Source organism: Limobrevibacterium gyesilva, assembly GCF_025989185.1.
Classification (GTDB): domain Bacteria; phylum Pseudomonadota; class Alphaproteobacteria; order Acetobacterales; family Acetobacteraceae; genus Limobrevibacterium; species Limobrevibacterium gyesilva.
In genome coordinates this window covers 1-21,464 of record NZ_JAPDNT010000038.1, presented here as the reverse complement: position 1 = coordinate 21,464, position 21,464 = coordinate 1, and the positions used below count along the sequence as shown (strand labels likewise).

Below are 21,464 nucleotides of genomic sequence, written 5' to 3'. Positions count from 1 at the left end.
CTCAGCCGCCTGTGTGTCCACGTAATGTCCGCAAACCGTCGCGGGCAGGACATACTTGTGCTGTCTATGTTTTTCGGTGCGCCATCCCAGCGTGACGGACCACTGCGTGAGCGCTTGGCGACTGCATGGAAATCTTGGCTATCCAGATCCTGAACTCGTTGTTCTACGCATCGGTCCTGTTCCTGATTGCAGCAGGGCTGAGCCTGATTTTCGGCGTCATGAACATCGTCAACCTGGCGCATGGCAGCCTGTATGCGCTTGGCGCCTACATAACGGCCTGGCTGATCGGCCGCGCGATCGCGGGTGGCTCTGGCGCTTCCGCCATCTGGCTGTTCCTGCTGATGCCAATCGGGGCGCTGGCCGTGGCTCTCGTGGGCGCGGTGATCGAGCCGACGCTGCTGCGGCCGCTCTACCGACGCGCCGAAGAATACCAATTGCTGGTCACCTTCGGCCTGCTGCTCATCCTCGAGGACGTGATGCGCTTCGTATGGGGCGGGCTGCCGCTGACGGCCGATACGGTCGTGGATGCGCTGCCGATCGTGCGCATCCTCGGCCAGCTTTATCCAGCGTACAATCTCGTCGTTATCGGCATCGGCGGGATCGCAGCACTCGGACTCTGGGCGTTCGTGTACCGCACCCGCTTCGGAGTGATGCTGCGCGCCACCTCCCAGGATCGCCGCATGGCGTCCGCACTCGGCCTCGACGTCGGGCGGGTCTACATCCTCGCCTTCGCGATTGGCTGTTTCATGGCCGGACTCGGCGGCGCCATCGTCGTGCCAAGCCAGGCGGCGGTGCTTGGCATGGGTGTCGATGCGCTGGTGCTTGCTTTCGTAGTGGTCGTGGTCGGCGGCCTTGGCAGCCTCAAGGGGGCTTTGGTCGGCGCGCTTATCGTCAGCTTCGTGCGCACTGCCGGGATCCAGTTCTTCCCCGAGGTCGAGCTTGCGGTGCTCTATCTGATCGCCGGCATCGTTCTGCTGGTCCGGCCCACCGGCCTGTTCGGTACGGCATGATCGCGCTCACCGGCACGCCGCGCCCTGCCTTGCCGCAGCTCCGCCTAATGGGGATCGCTGTCCCAATCGCGGTCCTATTGGCGCTGGTGCCGAGCTTTGCCAACTCGTACCAGACCCTGCTCCTCGCCTACGGCCTCATCATTGCCATCGCGGGCCTCGGCTTCAATCTACTGCTCGGCTACACGGGCCTGCTGTCGTTCGGCCACTCTGCCTATTTCGGCACCGGCGCCTATGCGGTCGCATTCATGGCGCAGGATCTCGGGGTCCGCTCCATGGAGGCGTACATCCTATGCGGGCTCGCGCTGTCGGCCATCGTGTCGGCCGTGTTCGGTTTTATCTGTGTGCGCCATACGCGCATCTTCTTCGGCATCCTTACGCTGGCGTTGTCGCAGGTGCTGTGGAGCCTCGCGTTGAAGCTGTTCTGGATCACTGGTGGCAGCGATGGGCTGCGGGTGCCGCGGCCAACGCTGCTTGGCGGGATGCTCACCTACACTGGCGGCGGTTTCCCGCGCTTCATCTCGTATTACTACTATTACGTGCTGGTGCTGTTCGTGGTCTGCGTGCTGGTGATGTGGATGATCGTGCATTCGCCTTTCGGCAAGGCGTTGCAGGCGATCCGCGACAACGAGACCCGCGCCGCCTTTCTCGGCCTGCGCGTTCGCCGGTTCCGCTGGGTCGCGTTCCTGATTTCGGGCGTGTACACCGGACTCGCTGGCGTTCTGTGGGTGCCGCTCAACGGCTTGACGACGCCGGATATCCTGTATTGGCCGTTCTCAGGCGAGATCGTGTTCCTGACGCTGCTCGGCGGTTTCCGCAACTTCACTGGCCCGATCGTCGGCGGCATCGTTTTCACCTTCCTCAAGACCTACGCGGTGGCGACGACCGAATATTGGCAAATACTGCTCGGCGTCGTACTCGTTGTGCTTGTGCTCGTGCTGCCGACCGGCATAGTGGGCGCCCTGGCGCAGCTCATCGGGCGCTTGTGGCCCCAGAGGGCTGACTAACGTGGCGCTGCTCCAGACCGTGAACCTGACCAAGCGCTTCGGCGACTTCCGCGCCGTCAACAGCGTGAACTTCACCGTGAACCAGGGCGAGTTCCTCTCGCTGGTCGGCTCGAATGGCGCCGGCAAGACCACGCTCGTCAACCTGATTAGTGCCCAGCTCTGGCCCGATACCGGCCAGGTCCTTTTCGAGGGTCGTGACATCACCCAGGCCACGGTGTTCCAGCGCATCCGCGCCGGGATCGCCCGCAGCTTCCAGTTGGTGAACCTGTTCGATAGGCTGACCGTGCTCGACAATGTGTCGCTCGCGATCTTCTCGCGCGAGGGCAAGGCCCGGAATCTCGCGACCCTCGCCGAGGGTGACCGGGAGGTGCGCACCGAGGCGATGGACGTACTGGGCCTGTTCGGTCTGGATACCAAACGCAGACTGCTCGCCGGCGGCCTCGCTCAGGGTGAGCGCAAGCTGCTCGACGTGGCTGTGGCTTACGCGCTCCGGCCCAAGATCCTGTTCCTCGACGAGCCGACCAGTGGCGTGGGCACCCGCGACAAGGCGCAGATCATGGATACCATCTCGGCCGTGGTACGCGCCGGCACTGTCACCGCGGTAGTGATCGAGCACGACATGGACATCGTGTTCAAATACTCCGACCGGATCGTGGTCATGCACGAGGGCGCCTTCCTCGCCGATGGCCTGCCGGCGGAGATCCGTGTCAACAAGGAGGTGGCGACCGTGCTTCTCGGCGCCGCCGTGCCGGGCTGAGCCATGCTCGAGATCGAGGACGTCAACACCTTCCGCGGCCCCGCCCACGTGCTGAACGGCGTGTCGCTCAACGTGGGCGCGCAGGAGGTCGTGTGCCTCGTGGGCCGCAACGGCGCCGGCAAGACCACGACCATGGAGAGCATCAACGGCCTCTTACCGGTGCGCTCGGGCGCTATCAGGTTCCGCGGCGAGGACATGACGCGGCTGCCCGCCTACAAGCGGGCCCGGCGCGGCATCGGCTATGCCCCGGAGGGCGCCAGCATCTTCCCCGACCTCACCGTGTCCGAGAACCTGATGATGAGCCGCTGGCTGTCCGAGAAGGCGGTACGCGCCCGCGGCGACGGTGCCGAGGTTAACATCGAGGATCGGATGTTCTCGGTATTTCCTGAGGTGCGCCCTCTCCTCAACCGGCGCGGGCTCAACCTGTCCGGCGGCCAGAAGAAGATGGTGGCAATCGCCCGGGCGATGGCGCTGTCGCCCTACCTGTTGCTGCTCGACGAGGCGTTCGAGGGGCTGGCGCCGGCAGTCGTGGGCCGGTTCCGCGATGCCGTGATTACGATCAAGCAGATGGGCATATCGATCCTCATTGCCGAATCGAACCTGGTAAACGCGGCGGCGGTCGCGGACCGGCTCTATGCCATGGACCGCGGCGAGATCATCTTCCACGGCTCGCCGCAGGACGCGCTTGCCAACGAGGATGTCATGCGCACGCTGCGCGGATGATGCGCGCGGTTCCGCTCGCGATCCTGGTCGCGTCACTCGCAGTCTCTCCCATGGCCCGAGGCGGCCATGAGGTGCCCATCTATCCCTCGTTCTACCCACACGAGATGCGCGTCGAGACGATCGACCCACCCGCCGCGGCACGTATGCTTCCCACTGCTGAAATCCATGCCTATGTCGGCTCCCCGCGCTTCATCGGCGCTGTGCCCGAGACGGTAGACGGCGTTGAGTCGCTCGGCAGCTTCGTCGTCGTGACCGTCGAGCCAGCAACGGCGGCGGACAGCTGTGCGGCCGCACGGGCCGCGGTCCGCCGTCTCGCCGGGCGGCGCGACGGCTTCGTCCTGCATCCCTATCCCGTGACGCCGTTCCACGCGGACTACCTGCAGCAGTCCGATCTGGCGGACGCGGCCAAGACGCGCGTTCTCCAGGCCGCTGCGGCGCCGCCGGAGGTCGCGGCTACGGTCGAAGAGATCGATGCCGCCGAGCTGCTCGCCTCCGACCTGATAAGCCTGAACGGCTGGCTCGGGCCTCCCTGGGTCAAATCGGGCTGGTGGCAGGCTTGGCGGCTGCTCAACCCCGCACTGGATAACGACGACAGGGAGCGCGCGTCGGAGATCGTCCAGAACCTCCAGGCGGGCGGCTATGATGGGCAGGAGAGGCGCCTCACCCTTGAGCGCAGCTTGGTGACCCTGCTGACCCAGGGCTGCCGCCGGATGATCGCCGGCTATACCGTAAAGAAGGAGTATTTCAATACCGAGTTCTCTGCAGGCGTCGAGAACGTCGGCTTTGACTCGCTCCTGGGTCTGGATTCACCCGTATTCTTGCGCACGGTGAAGCTGAAGGACTTTCCATGGAACGGCTGGCTCCGGCTCGGCATCGCGACGCGGTCGGAGGCGGCCTGGAATCCCATCGCCGGCTTCAACGACCCGGCCGGTCGCCTGATCTGGTCGGCCCTGGGTGATCCCGCCGCGTTTCCCGCGCCTTATGGCGATGGCTGGATCTTGAATCGCTTCGCCGACGTCAACCGGATCGGCGTCCGATAATGGCCTTGCGCGCCACACTCGTTGGTTTGCTCATGCTCGCCGCGTCCGAGCAGACCTTCGTGCTGGCGATCGAGCACGGTTCCCTGCCGGAGGCGATGCGGACGATCCGTGTTCATGAAGGTGACGCCGTGCGGCTGCGCTGGCGTGCCGACCGGCCGCTGACCGTGCACCTGCACGGCTACGATATCGAATGGCAGGTGCTGCCGGGGCAAACGGCGGAGGCCCGCTTCACGGCCTATGCGACGGGCAGGTTCACGATCGAGATCCACAATCCCGGCACCCCGGGGCATCAGGACGCACCGCTTGCAGTGCTTGAAGTTTATCCGAAATAGACCCGCGTGGCCGCGCGAGGCGGCGCTCGTTGCGGTAGCGGGCGCCGGCCTGCTTGGCGCCGCGGTGCCTGCCAGCGCCCATGGCTTCGGCCAGCGCTACGACCTGCCGGTTCCGTTATCGCTCTATCTGACAGGGGCTGCCGCGGCGGTGGTCGTGTCCTTCGTCATCATCGCCCTGTTCGTGCACCGGCCGCTTGCGGGTGCGCTGCCGCATGCGCCCCGTATCGCAGCGCCCGGCAAGCAGTGGCCGGTCGCGACCTTGGCCGGTCAGGTGCTGACGGTCGCCGTGTACGCGCTGGTGGTGGCGGCGGGCTGGTTCGGCAACCAGAACTCGCTGATGAACCTTGCCCCGACCGCGGTCTGGGTAATCGGCTGGGTCGGCCTGGTCTATGTCTCCGCCCTGTTCGGGAATATCTGGGCGCGGATCCATCCCCTGGCCGCAGTGTTCGGTTGGTCGGAACTGCTCTGGCGGCGCCTGACCGGCCGGGCACTGTCGACGGGCGTGCATTATCCCGATAGGCTCGGCGTCTGGCCGGGGCTTATCCTGCTGTTCGCCTTCTCCTGGACCGAGCTGGTGTTCCCCTATGCGGCGCTGCCGGCCGCCATCGCTTGGCTGGCGTTTGGCTATGCGCTCGTTACCTGGACTGGCATGGCGCTGTTCGGGCGCGCAGTATGGCTCGCGCGTGGCGAGGCGTTCGCACTTGCCTTTGGCGCGTTTGCCCGCTTCGCGCCGTTCGGGCCGCCGCGACGGCATGATGAGCCGGCCTCGGCTTCAATGACGGCGTTCGTGGTGTTCCTGCTCTCCTCGGTGGTTTTCGACGGAACACTGGCAACACCCGTCTGGGCCAGGCTGGAGAACATCGTTGTCGGCGCAGTGGCGGGTTCGGAAACGGCGAGCCGGATGATCGCCAGGACGCTTGGCCTGCTCGCGGTCTGGCTGCTGTTCCTTGGCACGTACCTTGCCGCATGCGCTGTCATGCAGAAAGTCGCGGGAGGCTGGCCCGCGGCCGGCACGCTTGCGCGCCGCTTCGCATTCACGCTCGTGCCCATCGCCATCGGCTACCACCTCGCGCACTATCTCAGTTTCCTGCTGATCCAGGGGCAATACGTCATCCCGCTCGCGTCGGATCCGTTCGGCTTCGGCTGGAACCTGCTGGGCACCGCGGGCTACAGGGTTGATATCGCCGTCGTCGGCGCCCGGTTCGACTGGTATTGCGCGGTCGGCGCGATCGTTGCGGGCCACATCGCGGCGGTCTATCTGGCCCATCGGACGGCGCTGGCGACGCTGGACTCTCCGCGCCGCACGCTGGCGAGCCAGTACCCGATGACCGCGCTGATGGTGGCCTACACGGTCGTCAGCCTGTCCATCGTGGCCGCGCCGATCGTCGAGACCAGTTCAGGTCCCACGCTGGACCCGGCTGCAGCGCTCGTCGCCGTGCCGCCCGGCGCGCTCATCCCCGAACCGGGCACCGGCCGGTTGCACGCCGTGGGGCCAAGCCGAACCGCGCGGCTCGCCCTGACCTTCCGGGCCCTCGGCTCCACCTTCCATGACGGCACCCGAATGACCGCCGCCGACCTGCTCTACCCCTATGTCTTCGCGTGGCGCTGGAGCACGCGGGATGGCGGCGAGGGGGCGCCTTACGATCCCGTGGTCGATGCGGTCACTGCCTTCGCCCGTGCGCGGCTCGTGGGCGTCCGTATCGTCGGAGTCGACACAACCTCAAAATCCACCAGCTTCGGCGACGTCACCTTTACGCGCGAACTGCTGATCGTCGAGCTCTACGCCGACCTGGCCACCGACGATCCTGAGCGGATGGCTGCCCTGGCTCCGCCCTGGAGCACGATGCCCTGGACGGTCATCGCGCTCATGGAGGAGGCGGTGCATCGGGGATGGGCAGCCTTTTCACGCGCCGAGGCGGCGCGGCGCGGGGTCGAATGGCTTGACCTGGTGCGCTCGCCAACCTTGAGGGCGCATCTTGCCGAGCTGGTTGACGCATTCGCGCGTGACGGCTACCGGCCGGTCGGTCTGGAAGGTCTCGTGACGACCGAAGAAGCGCGTGCACGCTGGGCCGCGCTTGGCGCTTTCTCCCGGGCGCACGGCCATTTCCTGGTGACCAATGGCCCCTACCGGCTGAAGGACTGGTCGCCCCAAGCGGTCACCGTCGAGGCGTTCCGCGATCTGCGCTATCCGCTGGGGGTCGGCTCGTTCGACTCTCTACCGATCCCGCGCCGCGGCTTCATCACGCGCATCGAGCCAGCCGACGAGGGCCTGAAGCTCTCGGTCGACATCGAGACAGTGATGAAGTTCCAGCGCAGCTACAAGATCGTTCGCGAGCCGCTGGCAACCGCCCTGGCCACGAGTCCCTTGCCCCCGGTCCTGGTCTGCCGATATCTCGTCCTTGCCGCCGATGGCCGTGTGGCGCTGGCCGGCACCGGCGACCTCGCCACCGACGCGAGCTTTCGCCTGGGGCTCAAGGGGAGGCTCGCACCCGGCGACTACACCGTGCAGACCGCGGTTTATGTCGGCGGCAATGCCATGAACCCCGAGATTGCGCGAATCCCCTTCAGGGTTGCGGACGGCAGTTGAGCGGAACCGCCTTGACGGTCGGTGCGCGGATAACATTAGGCGAATGGACCTGTGATGAATCCTTGTAACGAGGGTTGCATGCGCATAGTGGCGTTGGGCGGCGGGTTGGTCGGCGTCACCACGGCCTATAAATTGCTGCAGGACGGGCACTACCTCAGTCTCTATTCCATAAGGAATTTGTAATGACACTTGATGATCTCTTCTTGCACACGCTCGAGGACATTTATTTCGCCGAGCGTCAGCGTCTCAAGACGCTCTCGAAAATGGCGAAGGCGGCCCAAAACGACCAGCTCAAGCAGGCGTTCACGGCTCATCGAGAGGAAACTGAGGGGCAGGCGGAGCGCCTCCAGGCGGTGTTCGAGGCGCTCGGTAAGCGCGCGCAGGGCGTTACCTGCGAAGCGATCAAGGGTCTGATCGAAGAGCGCGAAGAATTATTGGACGACGCCAAGGAGGCAAGCTCGGTACGCGATGCCAGCCTGATCGCGTGCGGACAGGCTGTCGAGCACTACGAAATGGCCCGCTATGGCGCCCTGATCGCTTGGGCAACGGCTGTGGGCAGGGGGGACGTGGTTGCGCTGCTTCAGTCTAGGGCCTGTCGTCAAAATAGGGGATTCCGGCGCGGCAAGTTATTCGATTCATAGGCGGTCAGCTTGGAGGCTGACTGATGCGGCGTTATGCCCTGCGGGACGATCAATGGGAGCGGATTCAAGAGCTTTTGCCGGGCCGTGCAGGCTCGGTCGGGGTGCCGGCACGCGACAACCGACTGTTTGTCGAAGCGGTGCTCTACCGCTACCGGGCCGGCATTCCGTGGTGCGACTTGCCGGAGCGGTTCGGCGATTGGAAAAATGTGCATCGCCGGTTCAGCCGCTGGGCCAAATTGGGCGTCTGGGAGCGGGTGTTCGCGCATTTCGCGGCTGACGCCGACAACGAATACGCGATGATCGACAGCACCATCGTGCGCGCTCATCAGCATAGTGCCGGCGCCCAAAAAAGCCGGTGAAAATCAGGCGATCGGGCGATTCCGAGGCGGATTGAGCACCAAGATCCACACCCTGGTCGATGCGCTGGGCAATCCGGTCCACTTCTTTCTGACTGGCGGCGAGGCACACGACCTCGTCGGCGCCGACCACCTCGTGCCAGAGATGCAAGCCGGCATGCTGATCGCCGACAAGGCGTTTGATGCCGACGAGCGCGTCCTTCAGCCGCTGGCCGACGCCGGCAAGACCGCCGTCATCCCACCCAGGGCCAACCGGCGCGCGGCGCGAGACTTCGACCGCCATCTCTACAAGGAGCGCCACCTGATCGAGAACTTCTTCGCCAAACTCAAGCAGTTCCGGGCTATCGCAACCCGCTACGACAAGACCGCCCGCAACTTCCTCGCCGCCGTCCATCTGACCGCAGCAGCTATCTGGCTCAATTGACGACAGGCCCTAGTTTAGCACACCACCGCTGCGCTCGTTGAACTGCTTGCCGCACGTGCGGCAGCGGAACCGACGGTATCCCTGGACGGTGCGTTCGGGCCGCTCGGTGATTGCACCGACCCACATTCCAAGCACCGCATCCACTCTGCCTCCCGTGACGAGCGGCCGTATAGCCAGGTCAGCCCTCCTCCGCCAGGAGCAGTGGCGCGAAGTCTGACGGAACCAGCCGCTTGAGCATGAGCGAGGCGCTGACTGTCCCAGTCCGTACCGAGACGGTCAGCCGCAGCACATCGTCCCAATGCGCCGCGACCGACATTCGGCGTGCTGATCCGGGCATCCTATCACGCTTCCGTGCCCCCGCTTGGCACGCGTCCACAACATGAGTTACCATCCATACAGATGGCACAGGGATGGTAACGCATGGCGACGAACGTTCAGAACCTTCGCCCGAAGTCTCCGGAAAGCGAAAAGATCACGATCAACCTGGGTTACGTGGATCTCGGTCAAATCGATCTGATGGTCCAGGAGGGCTTCTACTCCAATCGAACGGATTTCATCCGCACCGCCATCCGCAACCAGATCGATCGGCATGCCGACGTGCTCCGCCAATCCGTCACGCGGAAGACCCTGGACCTCGGTCTACGCCACTACAGCCGTGCCGACCTCGAACGGGCGCGCGCTGCAGGAGAGATGCTGCAGATCAATGTGCTTGGTCTGGTGAGCATCGCGCCAGATGTCACGCCCGAGTTGGCACGCGCCACGATCACCTCCGTTTCGGTCTTGGGTGCGTTTCACACAAGTCCAGCTGTCCGCGCGGCGCTCGCCGATCGGACACGCTGATTCGATGAGTCGCATCGAATGCTTGTCGCGATGAGCCGGCGCTGTGCGCAAGCAACGGCGGAATTTCCCGACACCTCCTTCCAACACGAGTCCGTCAGGGCCTCGAGGGTCCTGTTGGTCTCCGAACCCGGAGCTCAGCCCATGAATGCCGCATCACTTCGTGATGTGCTGGAGGCAACGCGCCTGACCCGCTCGGGCCGGCTTACCGAAGCGACTGCGCTCCTGCAGCGCGTGCTCCAAGGCCACATGGCGCCCCCTGGTGAGCATCCGTCAGGGAAGCGCGAACCGCCCACCATCGACGGCGTGGTGGTGGAGCCGGCCGAGACGGTGGAGGTGAGGCGCCACGCACGGCTGGCTTCCGGCAGCGGCGCTGCCCAGCAGTCCGCATCCCGCGCAGCGGGCGGAAGAACGCACGCGGCAATGCCCGAGGCGCTGCGCAGCTTCATTGATCAGGCAACAAGCGGCACGTTTCAGCCGCTCTCGGGCGGTATGGTTCGTCCGCTCCCGGCGGAGACGCCCGTCGCGGTTGCGGACGGGGCGCTGTTCCTGTCGGCGACGTTCATGAACCAGACCGGCAGCCGTCCCTACAAGCTCTACATACCCAGCAGTTATTGCGGCGAGCCTGTTCCGCTGATCGTGATGCTGCACGGCTGCACGCAGTCGCCCGACGACTTCGCAGCGGGCACCCGGATGAACGCGGCGGCCGAGGAACATGCGTGCCTGGTCGTCTATCCAGGACAGACGGTGGCCGCCAACAGTTCGAAGTGCTGGAACTGGTTCAGCGCCGGCGACCAGGGGCGCGACCGGGGCGAGCCGTCCCTGCTCGCGGGGATCACTCGCGAGGTGATGCGGCAATACGCTGTCGACCCTCGGCGCATCTATGTCGCCGGGCTTTCCGCAGGCGGCGCCGCGGCGGCGATCATGGGGAGCACCTATCCCGACCTCTTCGCGGCGGTCGGCGTGCATTCGGGTCTTGCCTGCGGCGCGGCGCAAGATCTGCCCTCGGCCTTTGCCGCCATGCGGCAGGGAGGAGGTGGACCGACATACAGGCCCGGCACGGCATCGCGCGAAGTGCGCTGCCGGCCCGTCCCGACGATCGTGTTCCATGGCGACCGGGACACCACGGTCCATCCGCTCAATGGAGATTCGGTCATCGCACATTCCATGCCCGAGACCCCGCTTGACCGGAGGGTAACGGAAGGCCGGGTGTCTGGCGGTCATGCCTACAGCGTCACAACGCATGCCGATGCAAACGGCAAGGTGGTTCTGGAACAGTGGGTGGTCCATGGAGCCGGCCATAAGTGGTTCGGCGGCAGCCCCGCCGGTTCCTACACCGATCCGCGCGGCCCTGATGCCACGCGGGAGATGCTCCGCTTCTTCCTTCAGCACGAAAACGACTGTGGTCAGGGGCCATGAGAACTTGGGTCGGCCACGGACCTGGGGCCGGAGTTATCAACCGAGAGCGCCGGAAGCGGCAGTCAGGCATTGGCGACTCCATCGGCTTTCGCCGTCCCATCCTTATGTCACGAGCTGATCATCGGAAGCAGAAAAGGACATGATCTTCAGCAGCCCCACCGTCTGCTAGCCCGTCTTATACCAGCGGCCCTACGCACTGACTGCTTGTGCCCAAGCGCGGCTTGCGATGGATCTGATCCGGTCTGGGTGAGCAACGAGGGCATTCCAGGCGCTACAGCAGGCGTCAACGATGGCGGCGTAGGTGTCGAAGACACAATTGCTGAGGTAGTTCCGGCGCAGGAACTGCCAGATGTTTTCGATCGGGTTCAACTGCGGCGAATAGGGTGGTAAGGGCAGCAGGCTGATATTGGCGGGCAGGCGCAGGCGATCGCCTGTCTGATGCCAACGGGCCCCGTACAGTATCAACACGGCGCGGGCATCGGCAGCGACCTGGCTGCTGATCTCGGCCAGGTGCAAGTTCATGGCGTCGGTATTGGCGTGTGGCAGCACGAGTGCGGCGCCAACGCCACGTTGCGGGCAGACGGCGCCGAAGATGTAGGCCCAGCCGTAACGCTGATCGCGTGGTGCGGGCGGCCTGCTGCCGCGATCCGCCCAGACGTATGTCAGGCTGCCTTGCTGCCCGACGCGCGCTTCATCCTGCCACCACAGTTCGACCGGCTTGCCGCGAGCATGCTCGGGGATGGCGGCAGCGACCAAGTCGGCGAAGTTTTTTGTGTGCCTCTTGTGCCGCGAGGTCGATCTGCGGGTGCCGAGGCCGCACCGAAACCCGCCGGAACCCCAGGCGGTGCAGCAGCTTGCCAACGCTGCGCTCGTGCAGGTGCACGTCGAAATGTGTGGCGATCCGCGCGCGCAGATCGACCAAACGCCAACGCACCACACCATCCTCCTCAACCGTCGAACCGTCGCGGACCCACGCCGCGACCGCCGCCTCCTGCGCGGGGTTCAGCTTGCGCGGCGGCGCCCCCGCGTGCGGCCGGTTCGACAGTCCGGGCAGCCCCTCCGCATTGTAGCGATGCACCCAATCGCGCAGGGTCTGGCGGTCCATGCCGCACTGCTCCGCCGCTTCGCCACGGCCGCAGCCCTCCAGGAGCAGCGCTATGGCCGGCATGCGGCGCGACGCGCGCGCATCCGAACTCCGTGCCGCCGACCGACGCAGGTCCGCCGACGAATGCTCCGTGCGGGTAATTTCAACCGTCATCGCAGCCCCCATCATGGCAGGAACTGCGAATCACAACCCGCCGAGCCGCGCCAATTCACTTTCGAGTCAACACGTCAGGCCGCTGGTATTATTCGGCCGGTCGTCGCTCCTGTGGCTGCGTGAGCGCGGAGCGCGGACGTGCGTGGCGCCTGTTTCATCGCGATTTCGGTCCGGTTCATGATGGGCGTTGGGGTTGTGGGGATCGGGTGAGTTCGGGGGCGATTGCCCCGCCTGTCACGGTCCGGCGAGCTGGAGGCTGCGCGCGATCCCGCGGAACAATTCAGCTTCGGGGCACGCCGCGGCGAAGGCGAGGCGCACGCGTGTGGCGGTCTCAGTGATGCGGGCGGCGATCTTGAGCAGACGCATCCGCAAGCTGGTGAACTCGGCCGTCGCGAGGCTCTCAGGTTTGGGGATAGCGTCGCGCACCGTCAGCATCAGCCAGTAAGCCGCGGTGTGCAGCACGAGACGCACCTGATTGGCGCGTGCCGAGCGGCAACTGGTGCGGTCGGACGCGAGCTGACTCTTGTGCAGCTTGATCAGATTCTCGGCCTGCCCGCGGGCGCAATACAGTGTGTCGTAGAGCCACTCGGCGCTGCCGACGTCGGGATTGGTCACCACGTAGCGGATGTCCAAGCCCTGAGTTGTGGCTTCAATCCGTGCCGCCACGCGCCGCTCGCGACCCCAGGATTTGGCGCCATAGCGGGTCTCGGCATAGCGGCGCAGCACCGGCGCGGCGGCCTCGGCGCGACGGACGCGGACATCGTCGGCGGCGGTCTCGACCAGGCGGCTCAGAACGGCGTTGCCCGGCAGGCCAAGGATGAAGTCCACAGCATTGGCCTCGCACCATGCCATCACTTCGGGGCGGCCGTAGTGACCATCGCCGCGGATGGTCAGTCGCGTGGTCGGCCAATGGCTGCGGATACGCCGCACGAGGCGCGTCAGATGGTGGCGGATTTCGTCCCCAGATGGCGTCTTGCCGGATCGCAGCAGCACCGCCACCGGGCGGGAGGTCGCGGTGTCGTAGACACGGATCGGCAGGAAGCAGCGTTCGTTGTAATGCGCGTTGAACAGCGGCAGCTGCTGATGGCCATGCACGACACCGACGGTGTCATCGAGCTCCAGCGTAACGGCGGCAGGAGGACAGGCGTGGCTCGCGCAATAGGTGTCGATCATGGCGTAGGTCATGCGCACCACCTCGCGCAGGGTGGGCGCATTCTCCCAGCGCGACACCGTCGGCTGTGAGCACAGATCGTTGCCGGTGTCGGGCAAGCGCCCGCACGCCAACTTAAAGCCGGGATCAGTGCGCAGATGATCGAGGTCATCGGCGTCCTCATAGCCACAGGCAATGGCGAGCATGCGGGCGCGCAGAATGTCCGCGACGCTGTGCGTCACCAGCAGCGGATCGCGCGGGTCGGCGATCAATGCCGCCAGCCGTTGGGCGATTCCCATGTGTCGCTCGGCGGTGGCCAGCAGCATCACGCCACCGTCGGAGGTGATGCGCCCTCCATCAAACGCAGCAGTGACTTTCTTGCGTCCGACGGCTGGAAGCCCGAACGGCTCAATCGTATCGTCGTGCATGGCGGGTGTGGCTCGCAATGATCGGGTGAGTGGATCGGTCTCAACACCCAATCCGCAAACAAGATCAGCCGCTTACGCGACACCCGCCAAGCGAATCCCCGCCATGCCATGAATAAGGGCGGCTAAGCGACGAGGAGTGGGCGTTCTTTGAGCCGTTCGTGATCGAGACCGGTGCGCTGCGGGGACGCCCACCACGGGACCACAGGCGGATGCTTGACGCGATCTTCTGGATAGCGCGCACCGGCGCGCCATGGCGCGACCTCCCGGAGGAGCTTTGGAACTCGGTGCATCGCCAGTTCCGCCGTTGGATGACAAGCGGCCTGTGGGACCTGCTGCTGGCGGCGCTTGCGGAGGGCGGAGGTGGTGAGGCGATGCAAATGGTCGACAGCGCCATCGTCCGGGCACACCACTGTGCAGCCGGGGCAAAAGGGGACTGAGAACCAGGCTCTTGGCCGTTCTCGCGGCGGCTTCTCGACCAAAATCCACCTTCGGACCAACGCTGAGGGTCGTCCGGTGGCGCTGCTGCTAACGCCCGGCGAGACCCACGACAGCACCGACTTCGCCGACCCGATGGCCGAGCACGACGTCGATCCCGACGTGCTCCTCGCCGACCGCAGTTATGACAGCGACGCCATCCGTGAGGATGTCCGAGCTCGTGGCGAGCACGCCCGAGATCCCGACCAAAAGCAACCGCCGCGTGCAGCATTCGGTCAACCGCACCCTCTACGCGCTTCGCAACTGGATTGAACGCTTCATCAACCGCCTGTAGAACAGCCGACGCGTCGTCACCCGATACGACCACACCGCAAATAGCTTCCTCGGCTTCGCCAAGCTCGCCGCAATCAAACTGTGGATCGGCTTTGTCCACGCGACCTGGTAACCGAGTTCTTCTCGTCCAAGAAGCATGAATCTGGACTCGATACGTCTTATGGGAACCATTCGGAGGTTCCCAGACCGGCCTAAAAGGTTATGGAGGACTTCGTCCAACCGATCAGGTAGAAGGGAGGACCAGCCAACTGGAAGGCTCGTCTGCGAGATACGTCCTGGCCTATCGACCGAAGACGTTGAGGAGAAGTCAGACAAAAGGATCATCCAGCAAATGTCCGATCTCACTGAAGCACAGACCCGCCTCAAGGACGAGTTCGTACGCGTGCGAGGTTCCTGGAATCCGATGTGGGACTCCGTGCTCCGGGCTGTCCCGGAGTACTTCGAGGCATTTCTCAATTTCAGCTCGGTGCCTTACCGACGTGGCCCGCTAGCGCCGAAGACAAAGGAACTGATCTCGATCGCAGTCAATGCCGCGATGACCCACATGTACGAACCAGCCGTTCGGGCACATATCCCAATGCCCTGCGGCTGGGTGCCACGAGGGCAGAGATACAGGAGGTCCTAGGTCTCATCTCGATCCTCGGCATCCATACCACGAGTTTTTCAGTGCCCATTCTGATGGAAGAGTTGGATCGCATGGGCAAACCCCTTGACCTACTCAACCTGTCGCCGCGAGCGAAGGAAGTGCAGGATGAGTGGGTGAGGGTACGTGGTTACTGGCCCCCGAACTTTACATCGATGTTGGTGCTCGATCCCGACTTCCTCGCAGCGTTCGCCAACATCGGGGCTACTGTACGCGCGAGTGGCCCGCTGGACTTGAAGACGGTCGAGCTGATCTTTGTGGCGGTCGATGGTTCAGCAACGCACTTGTTTGAGCCAGGAGTGCGTATCCACATAGTCGCGGCTATGGAGCATGGGGCTACAGTGGATGAGATCATGGAAACCTTGGAGCTAGCGTGCTTCACCGGTATGCATTCATTGTCTTTTGCCATATCGATCCTCGATGAGGAGATCGCGAAGGTTCCCGCTACCTGAATGGTAAGGCGAGCACGCACGACTTCGCTTGTGGAGACGGTCGCGAAGATCCAGCGGGCGTATTTTGTTCGGGGCAAGCCGTTCGACGGCAGTTTGTTCCTGGCACGCGCGGATGATGTTCCTCGCCCGGCTGCACCTCCAGCCGCGGGCAAGCGCCCTGGCCGCGACGAATGTCTCAAATCTGCTTTGCCGATCCGCAGAACCCGGCCGACGCAGTGGCTCACGGCTATTCCTCCGGTTCGGTCGTGAACAAGAGTGGATAGCCTTTGCGGCGACCTGCCTCTGTCGCGGCCGTCGCCTTGGCTTCCGCGACATCCTTCGTGTAGACGGCGACGACGCACACCCCGCGCCGATGTGCTGTGATCATTACCCGCTGCGCCTGGTCTTCGCTCATGCAAAATTCCGCCTTCAGGACCGTGACGACAAACTCGCGAGGCGTGTAGTCGTCGTTGACCAGGATGACCTTGTGAAGACGGGGCCGGTCGGATTTTACCTGGATCCTGGTTTTTGGCGTGATGATGATGTCACTCATCGGCGACGCTCCGGTCATCAGAACCAGCCGTTCGGCCTCATATGGGAAGCCGGGCTGGCTGTTTTGCACGTTGGTGGCACCAGGCATTGCGGCGCCTGGCACTGCATTTGCGCCCGCGGTTCCCAAGTCGCCCGTACGGCTCGATTCCTTCCGGGGACGAACCGCACCCGCTCAAAGCCGGCTTTCTCCAGCATCCGCTGTGAGCCGGCATCCTCCAGGCGTGCGAAGGCCCTCCCCTCGGGCCGCCGCGGAACATCGCCGGCGAGGCGTATGCAGGTTTTGCAACATAGCCCTCGCGGTCGTACCATTTGTAGACGGCGATCCTCAAAACTCGGACAGGCAGGCACATCCGCCATGCTGGAGCGGCGCAGGACCAGTCTTACGATCCGGGCGTTCATTGAACCGTTCCTGGCCGCCTATGCCGCGCGACGGAGGCGCTGGACGGAGGCTTGGTTGCGCCGCGAGCGCCCCGAGCCGCCGACCGAAACCGAGCGCCCGGACGGTCGGCGCAGCCGCACCATCTACGACCGGCGGCAATTTCGCTTCGACTTCTAGCGCGGCCTGCTTTTCGGCCTCGACTCGGCCCTGAGGTTCTCTTTATGTTCCGCCCCTATGATCCAGGAAAGCCTGTTTCCCGAACGTCACCCTGCGGTGCCGGACGAAGAGGTGGTCGAGACGCTACGGGCGGCGATCGCGCGCAGTGGACGGCTGCCGCGGTCGGCCGACATGCTCCTCTGCGGCGTGTGCGCGCAGTATCTGGTCGAGGCGCTGCACGGTGCCGGCCTGGAGGTCGTGCGCGCGCCCGTGAGGCACGGCCAGTGACTCATGCCCGAACTGTCCTTCAACGCCGACCCGGTGCCGGCGACGCCGATAGGCGACATGAAGGGCTGGCGGCTCCATATCCAGTGCGAGCGGTGCCGCAGACACAGCGTTCTGCCGCTGGACTACATGGCCAAGCAACATGGCACCCGGGTGCGGCTTATCGACCTCATGCTGCGCTTGCGGTGCGACGGTTTCCGTGGCGCAGGGAAGTGCCGCGGCAGGCCAAGGCTGGTGACGCTGGTGAAGGTTGCCATCTACGGAAAAAGCGCCAGAAAGTTGCGCCAGGTCACGGTCGTGGACACGTCGAACCCCTGGCCGCGGCCGCCGCTGGCGTCACGTTCGTGGTGACCGAATAGGATTGAGAGCGATGACGGCAACCGCGGCGGGATGGTCGGACAGGGAGCAAGGCGGCCTCGATTTCGGATCGGGGGCCGGCCCCGGCCGGCCGGGACAGGTGATCCGGTTGCACCCCGAGACGCGGCAGCGGCATCTCGATTGGCTGACGTGGGGACTATTGCCGCACGCGACGACAGACCCTGATGAGGCGCCGCGACCGATCCACGCCCGCGCAGAAGCCGTCGCCGCGCATCCCGTGTTTGGTGATGCTTTCCGGCATCGCCGGGCGATCGTGCCCGCGACCGAATACTACCAGCGGCGGACGGTCGGCGAGCCGGGACGGCGGTATGCCATTTCTCGCAACGACGGCCAGCCGATGGCGATCGCAGGGCTGTGGGAAGCGTTCAGGCGCCCCAACGGCGAGATCGAACGCACCTATTGCATCATCACGACGTCGGCCACCGGCGCCGTCGCGGAAATTCATGACCGCATGCCGCTGGTGCTCGATGAGGCGGATTGGGCGGTATGGCTTGGGGAGGCGCCTGGTGATCCCGCGGCCCTTCTGCGGCCGTCCGCCGACGACGTGCTTGTGCTCAAGCCGATCCGCGCGAGAAGGTCGCCGGCGGCATCGGCACATCGTGGGAAGGCCGCCCGTGTGTAACCTCTACTCCATGACCACGAACCAGGAGGCGATCCGGCGGCTGTTCAAGGTCGGCGTGGACAACACCGGCAACCTGCCGCCGCAGCCCGGTATCTACCCGGACTACAGCGCGCCGATCGTGCGCAACTCTGCCGCTGGCCGTGAGCTGGCGATGGCGCGCTGGGGTATGCCGACGCCGCCCAAGTTCCTTGAGGGTAAGAACTCCGATCCTGGCGTCACCAACGTGCGCAATCCTGGGTCGCCGCACTGGCGGCGCTGGCTCGGCGTCGAAAGCCGCTGCGTCGTGCCGTTCAACAGCTTTGCCGAGCCCGACAACGGCACGTTCGGGGGCAAAGCTCCGGTGTGGTTCGCCTTCGATGAAACGCGGCCGCTGGCATGTTTCGCCGGCATCTGGACCCGCTCGACATCGGTACGAAAAGTCAAGGAAGGCGAGACGACCAACGACATCTTCGGCTTTCTGACCATCGATCCCAACTCTGAAATCGAGGCATTCCACCCAAGGGCCATGCCGGTAATCCTGCGCACGACCGAGGAAGTTGATGTCTGGATGACGGCGCCGCCAGCGGAGGCGTTGAAGTTGCAACGACCATTGCCAGATGGCGCGCTGCGGATCGTGGCCCAGGGGGGCAAGACCGACGATCCGCAGCAGAGCGCCGCGGGGCCCGCGGGCCGGCTTCTGTGACCTACGAGGAAAGACGGAGGACCTGAGATGCCGGATGGCGTGAACGATCCCAGACGACCCCGCCCGAAACTCATCCTGCATGTGGAGGGCGCGCGGGAGGACGAGCTTGCGCGCGGCCTATCGGCTGCGGAGGCGGTGCTGCGCCGCGACGGCGACATCGATCTCGAAGCCGCCATGGCTGCGAACGCCAGCCGGGACTTCATCATGTTGGATGGCGACCTTCAGCCGATCAACGACATTACCGAGGAAGAACACCGGCTGGCCAAGCTGTGGGAGGACGCCCTGTCGGCGGCGCTCGATGCGTGCTGCGCCGGCTGGGCCGAAGAACCCGCGAGGGGCTTTTGGCTGGGGATCGATACTGGCGGCGACACAATCCGGCCCTGGTATGTGGACCCGCCGATTGCGACGTTCAGGCTCAAAGACGAATAGCGGGAGCGCGCCTGACGATTGCGAAGATCAACACACCTGCAACGAGAGCGGCCCGTTGATCCGGCCGTGCTTTTCCGTTGCATAAGTCAGATGCAGAACTCGCCCCCCTAAACCAGCCGGAGTCCCACCGATTTAGCGCGTGATAATCCGGCTTATCGGTTGCCGCCTGCCACTGAATAGCCAACCGCAAGATTGCCGCTCCAAGGTATGAACTGAAAATGCTACGTTCCCGCGCCCTGTCTGGGGCTAAGGAGTCGCATGATGGCGTTTCCGACCGCCTTCCTGGAGGATCTGCGCGCGCGCCCGGCTGACCACGCTGATCGGCCGGAAGGTCCCGCTTGACGGCTCCGGACGACACATGAAGGGCTGCTGCCCGTTCCACGGCAAAAAGATGCCGTCCTTCTCCGTCTACGACGATGCTTTCCACTGCTTCGGCTGCGGTGAGCATGGCGACGTGATCAGCTTCGTCTTGCGGACCGAGGGGGGTGGGCTTCTCCGAAGCCGTCGAGCAGCTCGCGGCCCACGCGGGGATGGAGGTCCCGAAACCCTGAGCTCAAGCGTCAGGATCGGGCCACTAGGAATTAAACCCAACCCTCCGTGAATTGTCTGGCCTCGGGGGCACGGAGAATCCTAATATTATGCCCTAGCGTGACCGGACATGAATGGTCGGGTCAAACACCACTTTCAGCGCCACGCCTGGCGCAGCGCAAAGGGCCTCGGCCCGCCCAGCCACCGTGTGCGGCACGCCGTCACACCCGGGGGAACGCATGATGAAAAGCGCACATTGGATGGTCTTCGGCGCGCTGCCACTGTGGTGCGCACTGGACGCCGGTTCGGCGCATGCACAGGCGGCCAGCGACGTCGTGATGGAGAACATACTCGGCCAGGCGGTGCCGGTGTCCTCCTTCAGCCTCCTCGAAGCGGAGGAGACCGCGAACGGCGTGAATTTCCGCCTCGAACCGCAGACTTTCAAATTGACGGACCGGTTGGGGGGAGAAAGCGATACCATCGAAGTAAGCCTCATCACCGGCATCCTCACCTCCGATGCGCCCGTGAACGACCCAGAGCCATCAGACCAGGGTGAGAATGATTTCAGGGTGCTCACCGCAAATTTCAGGTCAGGTCAGGCCGACAGGCTGACCGTCGCTGGTGTGCCGGGTGCGGTGACCGGCGAGAGCGGCACCTTCAGGGTGCCGGAGAGGACGCGTTCCATCGGGGATGACAGCGTCTTCGTGAATGCCTTCACCATTTCCTTCACATCGGATACCGGGCCGGAGATTCCGAACGACTTCACGGAAGTAGAAAACCCGCTACTGACGATCACCCTCACGTCGGACGGTGTGCCCGAGCCGGAAAGCCTGGCCCTGATGGGCACCGGGGTTCTCGCACTCGGGCTGATCCGGCGGCGGCGCTCAAAGCCGGGCTTGCCAAAAGACTGAGCCATTATCACTTGGCTTCCAAGCGGCGGCGAAAGCCGGCTAAGGCGGCACGGATGACGTCGGCGCGGCAACCCCTCTTCTGCCCCGGCGTTTACTCTTGATAACAGATTTTACCGAGACTGCCCGGCCGCGCCGGTCGATCAGCTGCGCTCTGGCACCAGCTTGGGGTCACGACACGGAAGTGCGTTTTACGCACCATAGACCGGAACGCGCGGTGAACATTGTCACCTGAGCAGCGATCTTTGGCGGAGGGGGCGTCCCGCTGCATGGCGATGTTCTGGCCGAGAGCACAGACCTGGGCGTAGCCGACCGGCAACACAGGTGCTCTGTCCGGCTTTTTGTCTCTCAATCATCCCGGCCGGCTCGCACTGCGGTCGATGATGCAGGATTTCGGACCAGTCCTACCTCGGCCATCAAGGGTCGATTGGCGCACAGGGCTGGACGAGCCACGCGCCGCAGACGGGAGATGACGCGATGGCAAGACGACGGCTGCTGAGCGAGGCGGCACATGCAAGATTGCTTGGCCTTCCTGCGGACGAGCGGTAAGCGTCAGCGGATCACCATCCTTGACGTCAGCGGTTGACGTATTCAGGCCGCTTTGAGTTCGAGGGTGTCAATCGGCCTGCAAAAGGGGCTCTTCCGCACTTTCGGTGCAGTTTCGCTTGTACTGGTTCAGCGAATCGTCGACAGAGATGACCTCGCCACCTGAAACAATGTCGGTCATCCTTGAAATC

23 protein-coding genes and 3 pseudogenes are annotated in these 21,464 nt (G+C 64.6%); 22 read left to right on the top strand and 4 right to left on the bottom strand.

The annotated features are described in order from the left end of the window. Positions 1-125: 125 nt before the first annotated feature. The 9 genes from OL599_RS23220 to OL599_RS23180 all read left to right on the top strand — a co-directional run bounded on the left by OL599_RS23220 (position 126) and on the right by OL599_RS23180 (position 8,874). A complete protein-coding gene (locus OL599_RS23220; protein ID WP_264716426.1) occupies positions 126-1,010 on the top strand; it encodes a branched-chain amino acid ABC transporter permease in 885 nt (294 codons plus the stop codon). Then, on the top strand, positions 1,007-2,014 hold the full coding sequence (locus tag OL599_RS23215) for a branched-chain amino acid ABC transporter permease (protein WP_264716425.1): 1,008 nt from the start codon (positions 1,007-1,009) through the stop codon (positions 2,012-2,014). Before OL599_RS23220 ends, OL599_RS23215 begins: the two co-directional genes overlap by 4 nt. Position 2,015: 1 nt before the next feature. Continuing rightward, positions 2,016-2,771, top strand: a complete 756-nt coding sequence (locus OL599_RS23210) for an ABC transporter ATP-binding protein (RefSeq protein WP_264716424.1) — start codon at positions 2,016-2,018, stop codon at positions 2,769-2,771. A gap of 3 nt (positions 2,772-2,774) precedes the next feature. After that, complete coding sequence (locus tag OL599_RS23205; protein WP_264716423.1) at positions 2,775-3,494, top strand: ABC transporter ATP-binding protein; 720 nt, start codon at positions 2,775-2,777, stop codon at positions 3,492-3,494. After that, entirely contained in the window at positions 3,491-4,534 is a 1,044-nt protein-coding gene (locus tag OL599_RS23200; RefSeq protein WP_264716422.1) for a hypothetical protein, read from the top strand. Before OL599_RS23205 ends, OL599_RS23200 begins: the two co-directional genes overlap by 4 nt. Next, positions 4,534-4,866, top strand: coding sequence for a hypothetical protein (locus OL599_RS23195; protein ID WP_264716421.1), 333 nt, complete (start codon positions 4,534-4,536; stop codon positions 4,864-4,866). Before OL599_RS23200 ends, OL599_RS23195 begins: the two co-directional genes overlap by 1 nt. Continuing rightward, the gene (locus OL599_RS23190) at positions 4,847-7,453 is read left to right on the top strand and encodes a hypothetical protein (RefSeq protein ID WP_264716420.1); all 2,607 of its coding nucleotides are present in this window, start codon (positions 4,847-4,849) and stop codon (positions 7,451-7,453) included. Before OL599_RS23195 ends, OL599_RS23190 begins: the two co-directional genes overlap by 20 nt. Positions 7,454-7,635: 182 nt before the next feature. Then, positions 7,636-8,094, top strand: coding sequence for a YciE/YciF ferroxidase family protein (locus OL599_RS23185; protein ID WP_264716419.1), 459 nt, complete (start codon positions 7,636-7,638; stop codon positions 8,092-8,094). 23 nt (positions 8,095-8,117) lie between these two features. Continuing rightward, a protein-coding gene (locus tag OL599_RS23180; RefSeq protein ID WP_264716418.1) for an IS5 family transposase occupies positions 8,118-8,874 on the top strand; the annotation gives its coding sequence in 2 pieces (ribosomal slippage) (positions 8,118-8,440 and positions 8,439-8,874; 759 coding nt in all). 223 nt (positions 8,875-9,097) lie between these two features. On the opposite strand, the pseudogene OL599_RS23175 reads toward OL599_RS23180, so the two are convergent. Beyond that, a pseudogene (locus OL599_RS23175) lies at positions 9,098-9,265 on the bottom strand (Tn3 family transposase); the annotation flags it as partial. Positions 9,266-9,294: 29 nt separating this feature from the next. Here OL599_RS23175 and OL599_RS23170 point away from each other — a divergent pair. Both OL599_RS23170 and OL599_RS23165 read left to right on the top strand, forming a co-directional pair. Then, positions 9,295-9,714 (top strand): CopG family transcriptional regulator, encoded by a 420-nt coding sequence (locus tag OL599_RS23170; protein WP_264716417.1) that lies wholly within the window; start codon positions 9,295-9,297, stop codon positions 9,712-9,714. A gap of 141 nt (positions 9,715-9,855) precedes the next feature. Then, positions 9,856-11,130 carry an extracellular catalytic domain type 1 short-chain-length polyhydroxyalkanoate depolymerase gene (locus OL599_RS23165; RefSeq protein ID WP_264716416.1) on the top strand — a complete coding sequence of 425 codons (1,275 nt, stop codon included), beginning with the start codon at positions 9,856-9,858 and terminating at the stop codon, positions 11,128-11,130. A 189-nt stretch (positions 11,131-11,319) separates the two neighbouring features. Here the strand turns inward: OL599_RS23165 and OL599_RS23160 are convergent. Beyond that, a protein-coding gene (locus OL599_RS23160; protein ID WP_408886982.1) for an IS630 family transposase occupies positions 11,320-12,388 on the bottom strand; the annotation gives its coding sequence in 2 pieces (ribosomal slippage) (positions 11,320-11,902 and positions 11,901-12,388; 1,071 coding nt in all). Between the two features lie 234 nt (positions 12,389-12,622). Then, complete coding sequence (locus tag OL599_RS23155; RefSeq protein ID WP_264716414.1) at positions 12,623-13,966, bottom strand: IS1380 family transposase; 1,344 nt, start codon at positions 13,964-13,966, stop codon at positions 12,623-12,625. 158 nt (positions 13,967-14,124) lie between these two features. Between OL599_RS23155 and OL599_RS23150 the strand changes: the two are divergent. The 3 genes and pseudogenes from OL599_RS23150 (at position 14,125) to OL599_RS23145 (ending at position 15,829) form a co-directional block, all read left to right on the top strand. Then, positions 14,125-14,846: pseudogene (locus OL599_RS23150) on the top strand (IS5 family transposase). Between the two features lie 24 nt (positions 14,847-14,870). Beyond that, on the top strand, positions 14,871-15,359 hold the full coding sequence (locus tag OL599_RS26195; protein ID WP_408886981.1) for a carboxymuconolactone decarboxylase family protein: 489 nt from the start codon (positions 14,871-14,873) through the stop codon (positions 15,357-15,359). 41 nt (positions 15,360-15,400) lie between these two features. Then, the gene (locus OL599_RS23145; RefSeq protein WP_264716413.1) at positions 15,401-15,829 is read left to right on the top strand and encodes a carboxymuconolactone decarboxylase family protein; all 429 of its coding nucleotides are present in this window, start codon (positions 15,401-15,403) and stop codon (positions 15,827-15,829) included. A gap of 226 nt (positions 15,830-16,055) precedes the next feature. On the opposite strand, the gene clpS is transcribed toward OL599_RS23145, so the two are convergent. Continuing rightward, entirely contained in the window at positions 16,056-16,448 is a 393-nt protein-coding gene (clpS, locus tag OL599_RS23140) for an ATP-dependent Clp protease adapter ClpS (protein ID WP_264716412.1), read from the bottom strand. A gap of 267 nt (positions 16,449-16,715) precedes the next feature. On the opposite strand from clpS, the gene OL599_RS23135 reads away from it, so the two are divergent. The 8 genes and pseudogenes from OL599_RS23135 (at position 16,716) to OL599_RS23100 (ending at position 20,730) form a co-directional block, all read left to right on the top strand. Then, complete coding sequence (locus tag OL599_RS23135) at positions 16,716-16,916, top strand: hypothetical protein (RefSeq protein WP_264716411.1); 201 nt, start codon at positions 16,716-16,718, stop codon at positions 16,914-16,916. 57 nt (positions 16,917-16,973) lie between these two features. Continuing rightward, the gene (locus tag OL599_RS23130; RefSeq protein ID WP_264716410.1) at positions 16,974-17,183 is read left to right on the top strand and encodes a hypothetical protein; all 210 of its coding nucleotides are present in this window, start codon (positions 16,974-16,976) and stop codon (positions 17,181-17,183) included. Positions 17,184-17,186: 3 nt separating this feature from the next. After that, on the top strand, positions 17,187-17,531 hold the full coding sequence (locus OL599_RS23125; protein ID WP_264716409.1) for a hypothetical protein: 345 nt from the start codon (positions 17,187-17,189) through the stop codon (positions 17,529-17,531). 19 nt (positions 17,532-17,550) lie between these two features. Then, positions 17,551-18,180: an SOS response-associated peptidase gene (locus OL599_RS23120; RefSeq protein ID WP_264716408.1), complete on the top strand. Its 630-nt coding sequence runs from the start codon at positions 17,551-17,553 to the stop codon at positions 18,178-18,180. After that, positions 18,173-18,862, top strand: a complete 690-nt coding sequence (locus OL599_RS23115) for an SOS response-associated peptidase (protein ID WP_264716407.1) — start codon at positions 18,173-18,175, stop codon at positions 18,860-18,862. The genes OL599_RS23120 and OL599_RS23115 overlap by 8 nt, the downstream gene beginning before the upstream one ends. A gap of 27 nt (positions 18,863-18,889) precedes the next feature. Further along, the gene (locus OL599_RS23110) at positions 18,890-19,291 is read left to right on the top strand and encodes a hypothetical protein (RefSeq protein WP_264716406.1); all 402 of its coding nucleotides are present in this window, start codon (positions 18,890-18,892) and stop codon (positions 19,289-19,291) included. A 261-nt stretch (positions 19,292-19,552) separates the two neighbouring features. Beyond that, positions 19,553-19,836, top strand: a pseudogene (locus tag OL599_RS23105) (CHC2 zinc finger domain-containing protein); the annotation flags it as partial. Positions 19,837-20,079: 243 nt separating this feature from the next. Continuing rightward, positions 20,080-20,730, top strand: coding sequence for a PEP-CTERM sorting domain-containing protein (locus OL599_RS23100; protein ID WP_264716405.1), 651 nt, complete (start codon positions 20,080-20,082; stop codon positions 20,728-20,730). Positions 20,731-21,464 lie beyond the last annotated feature (734 nt).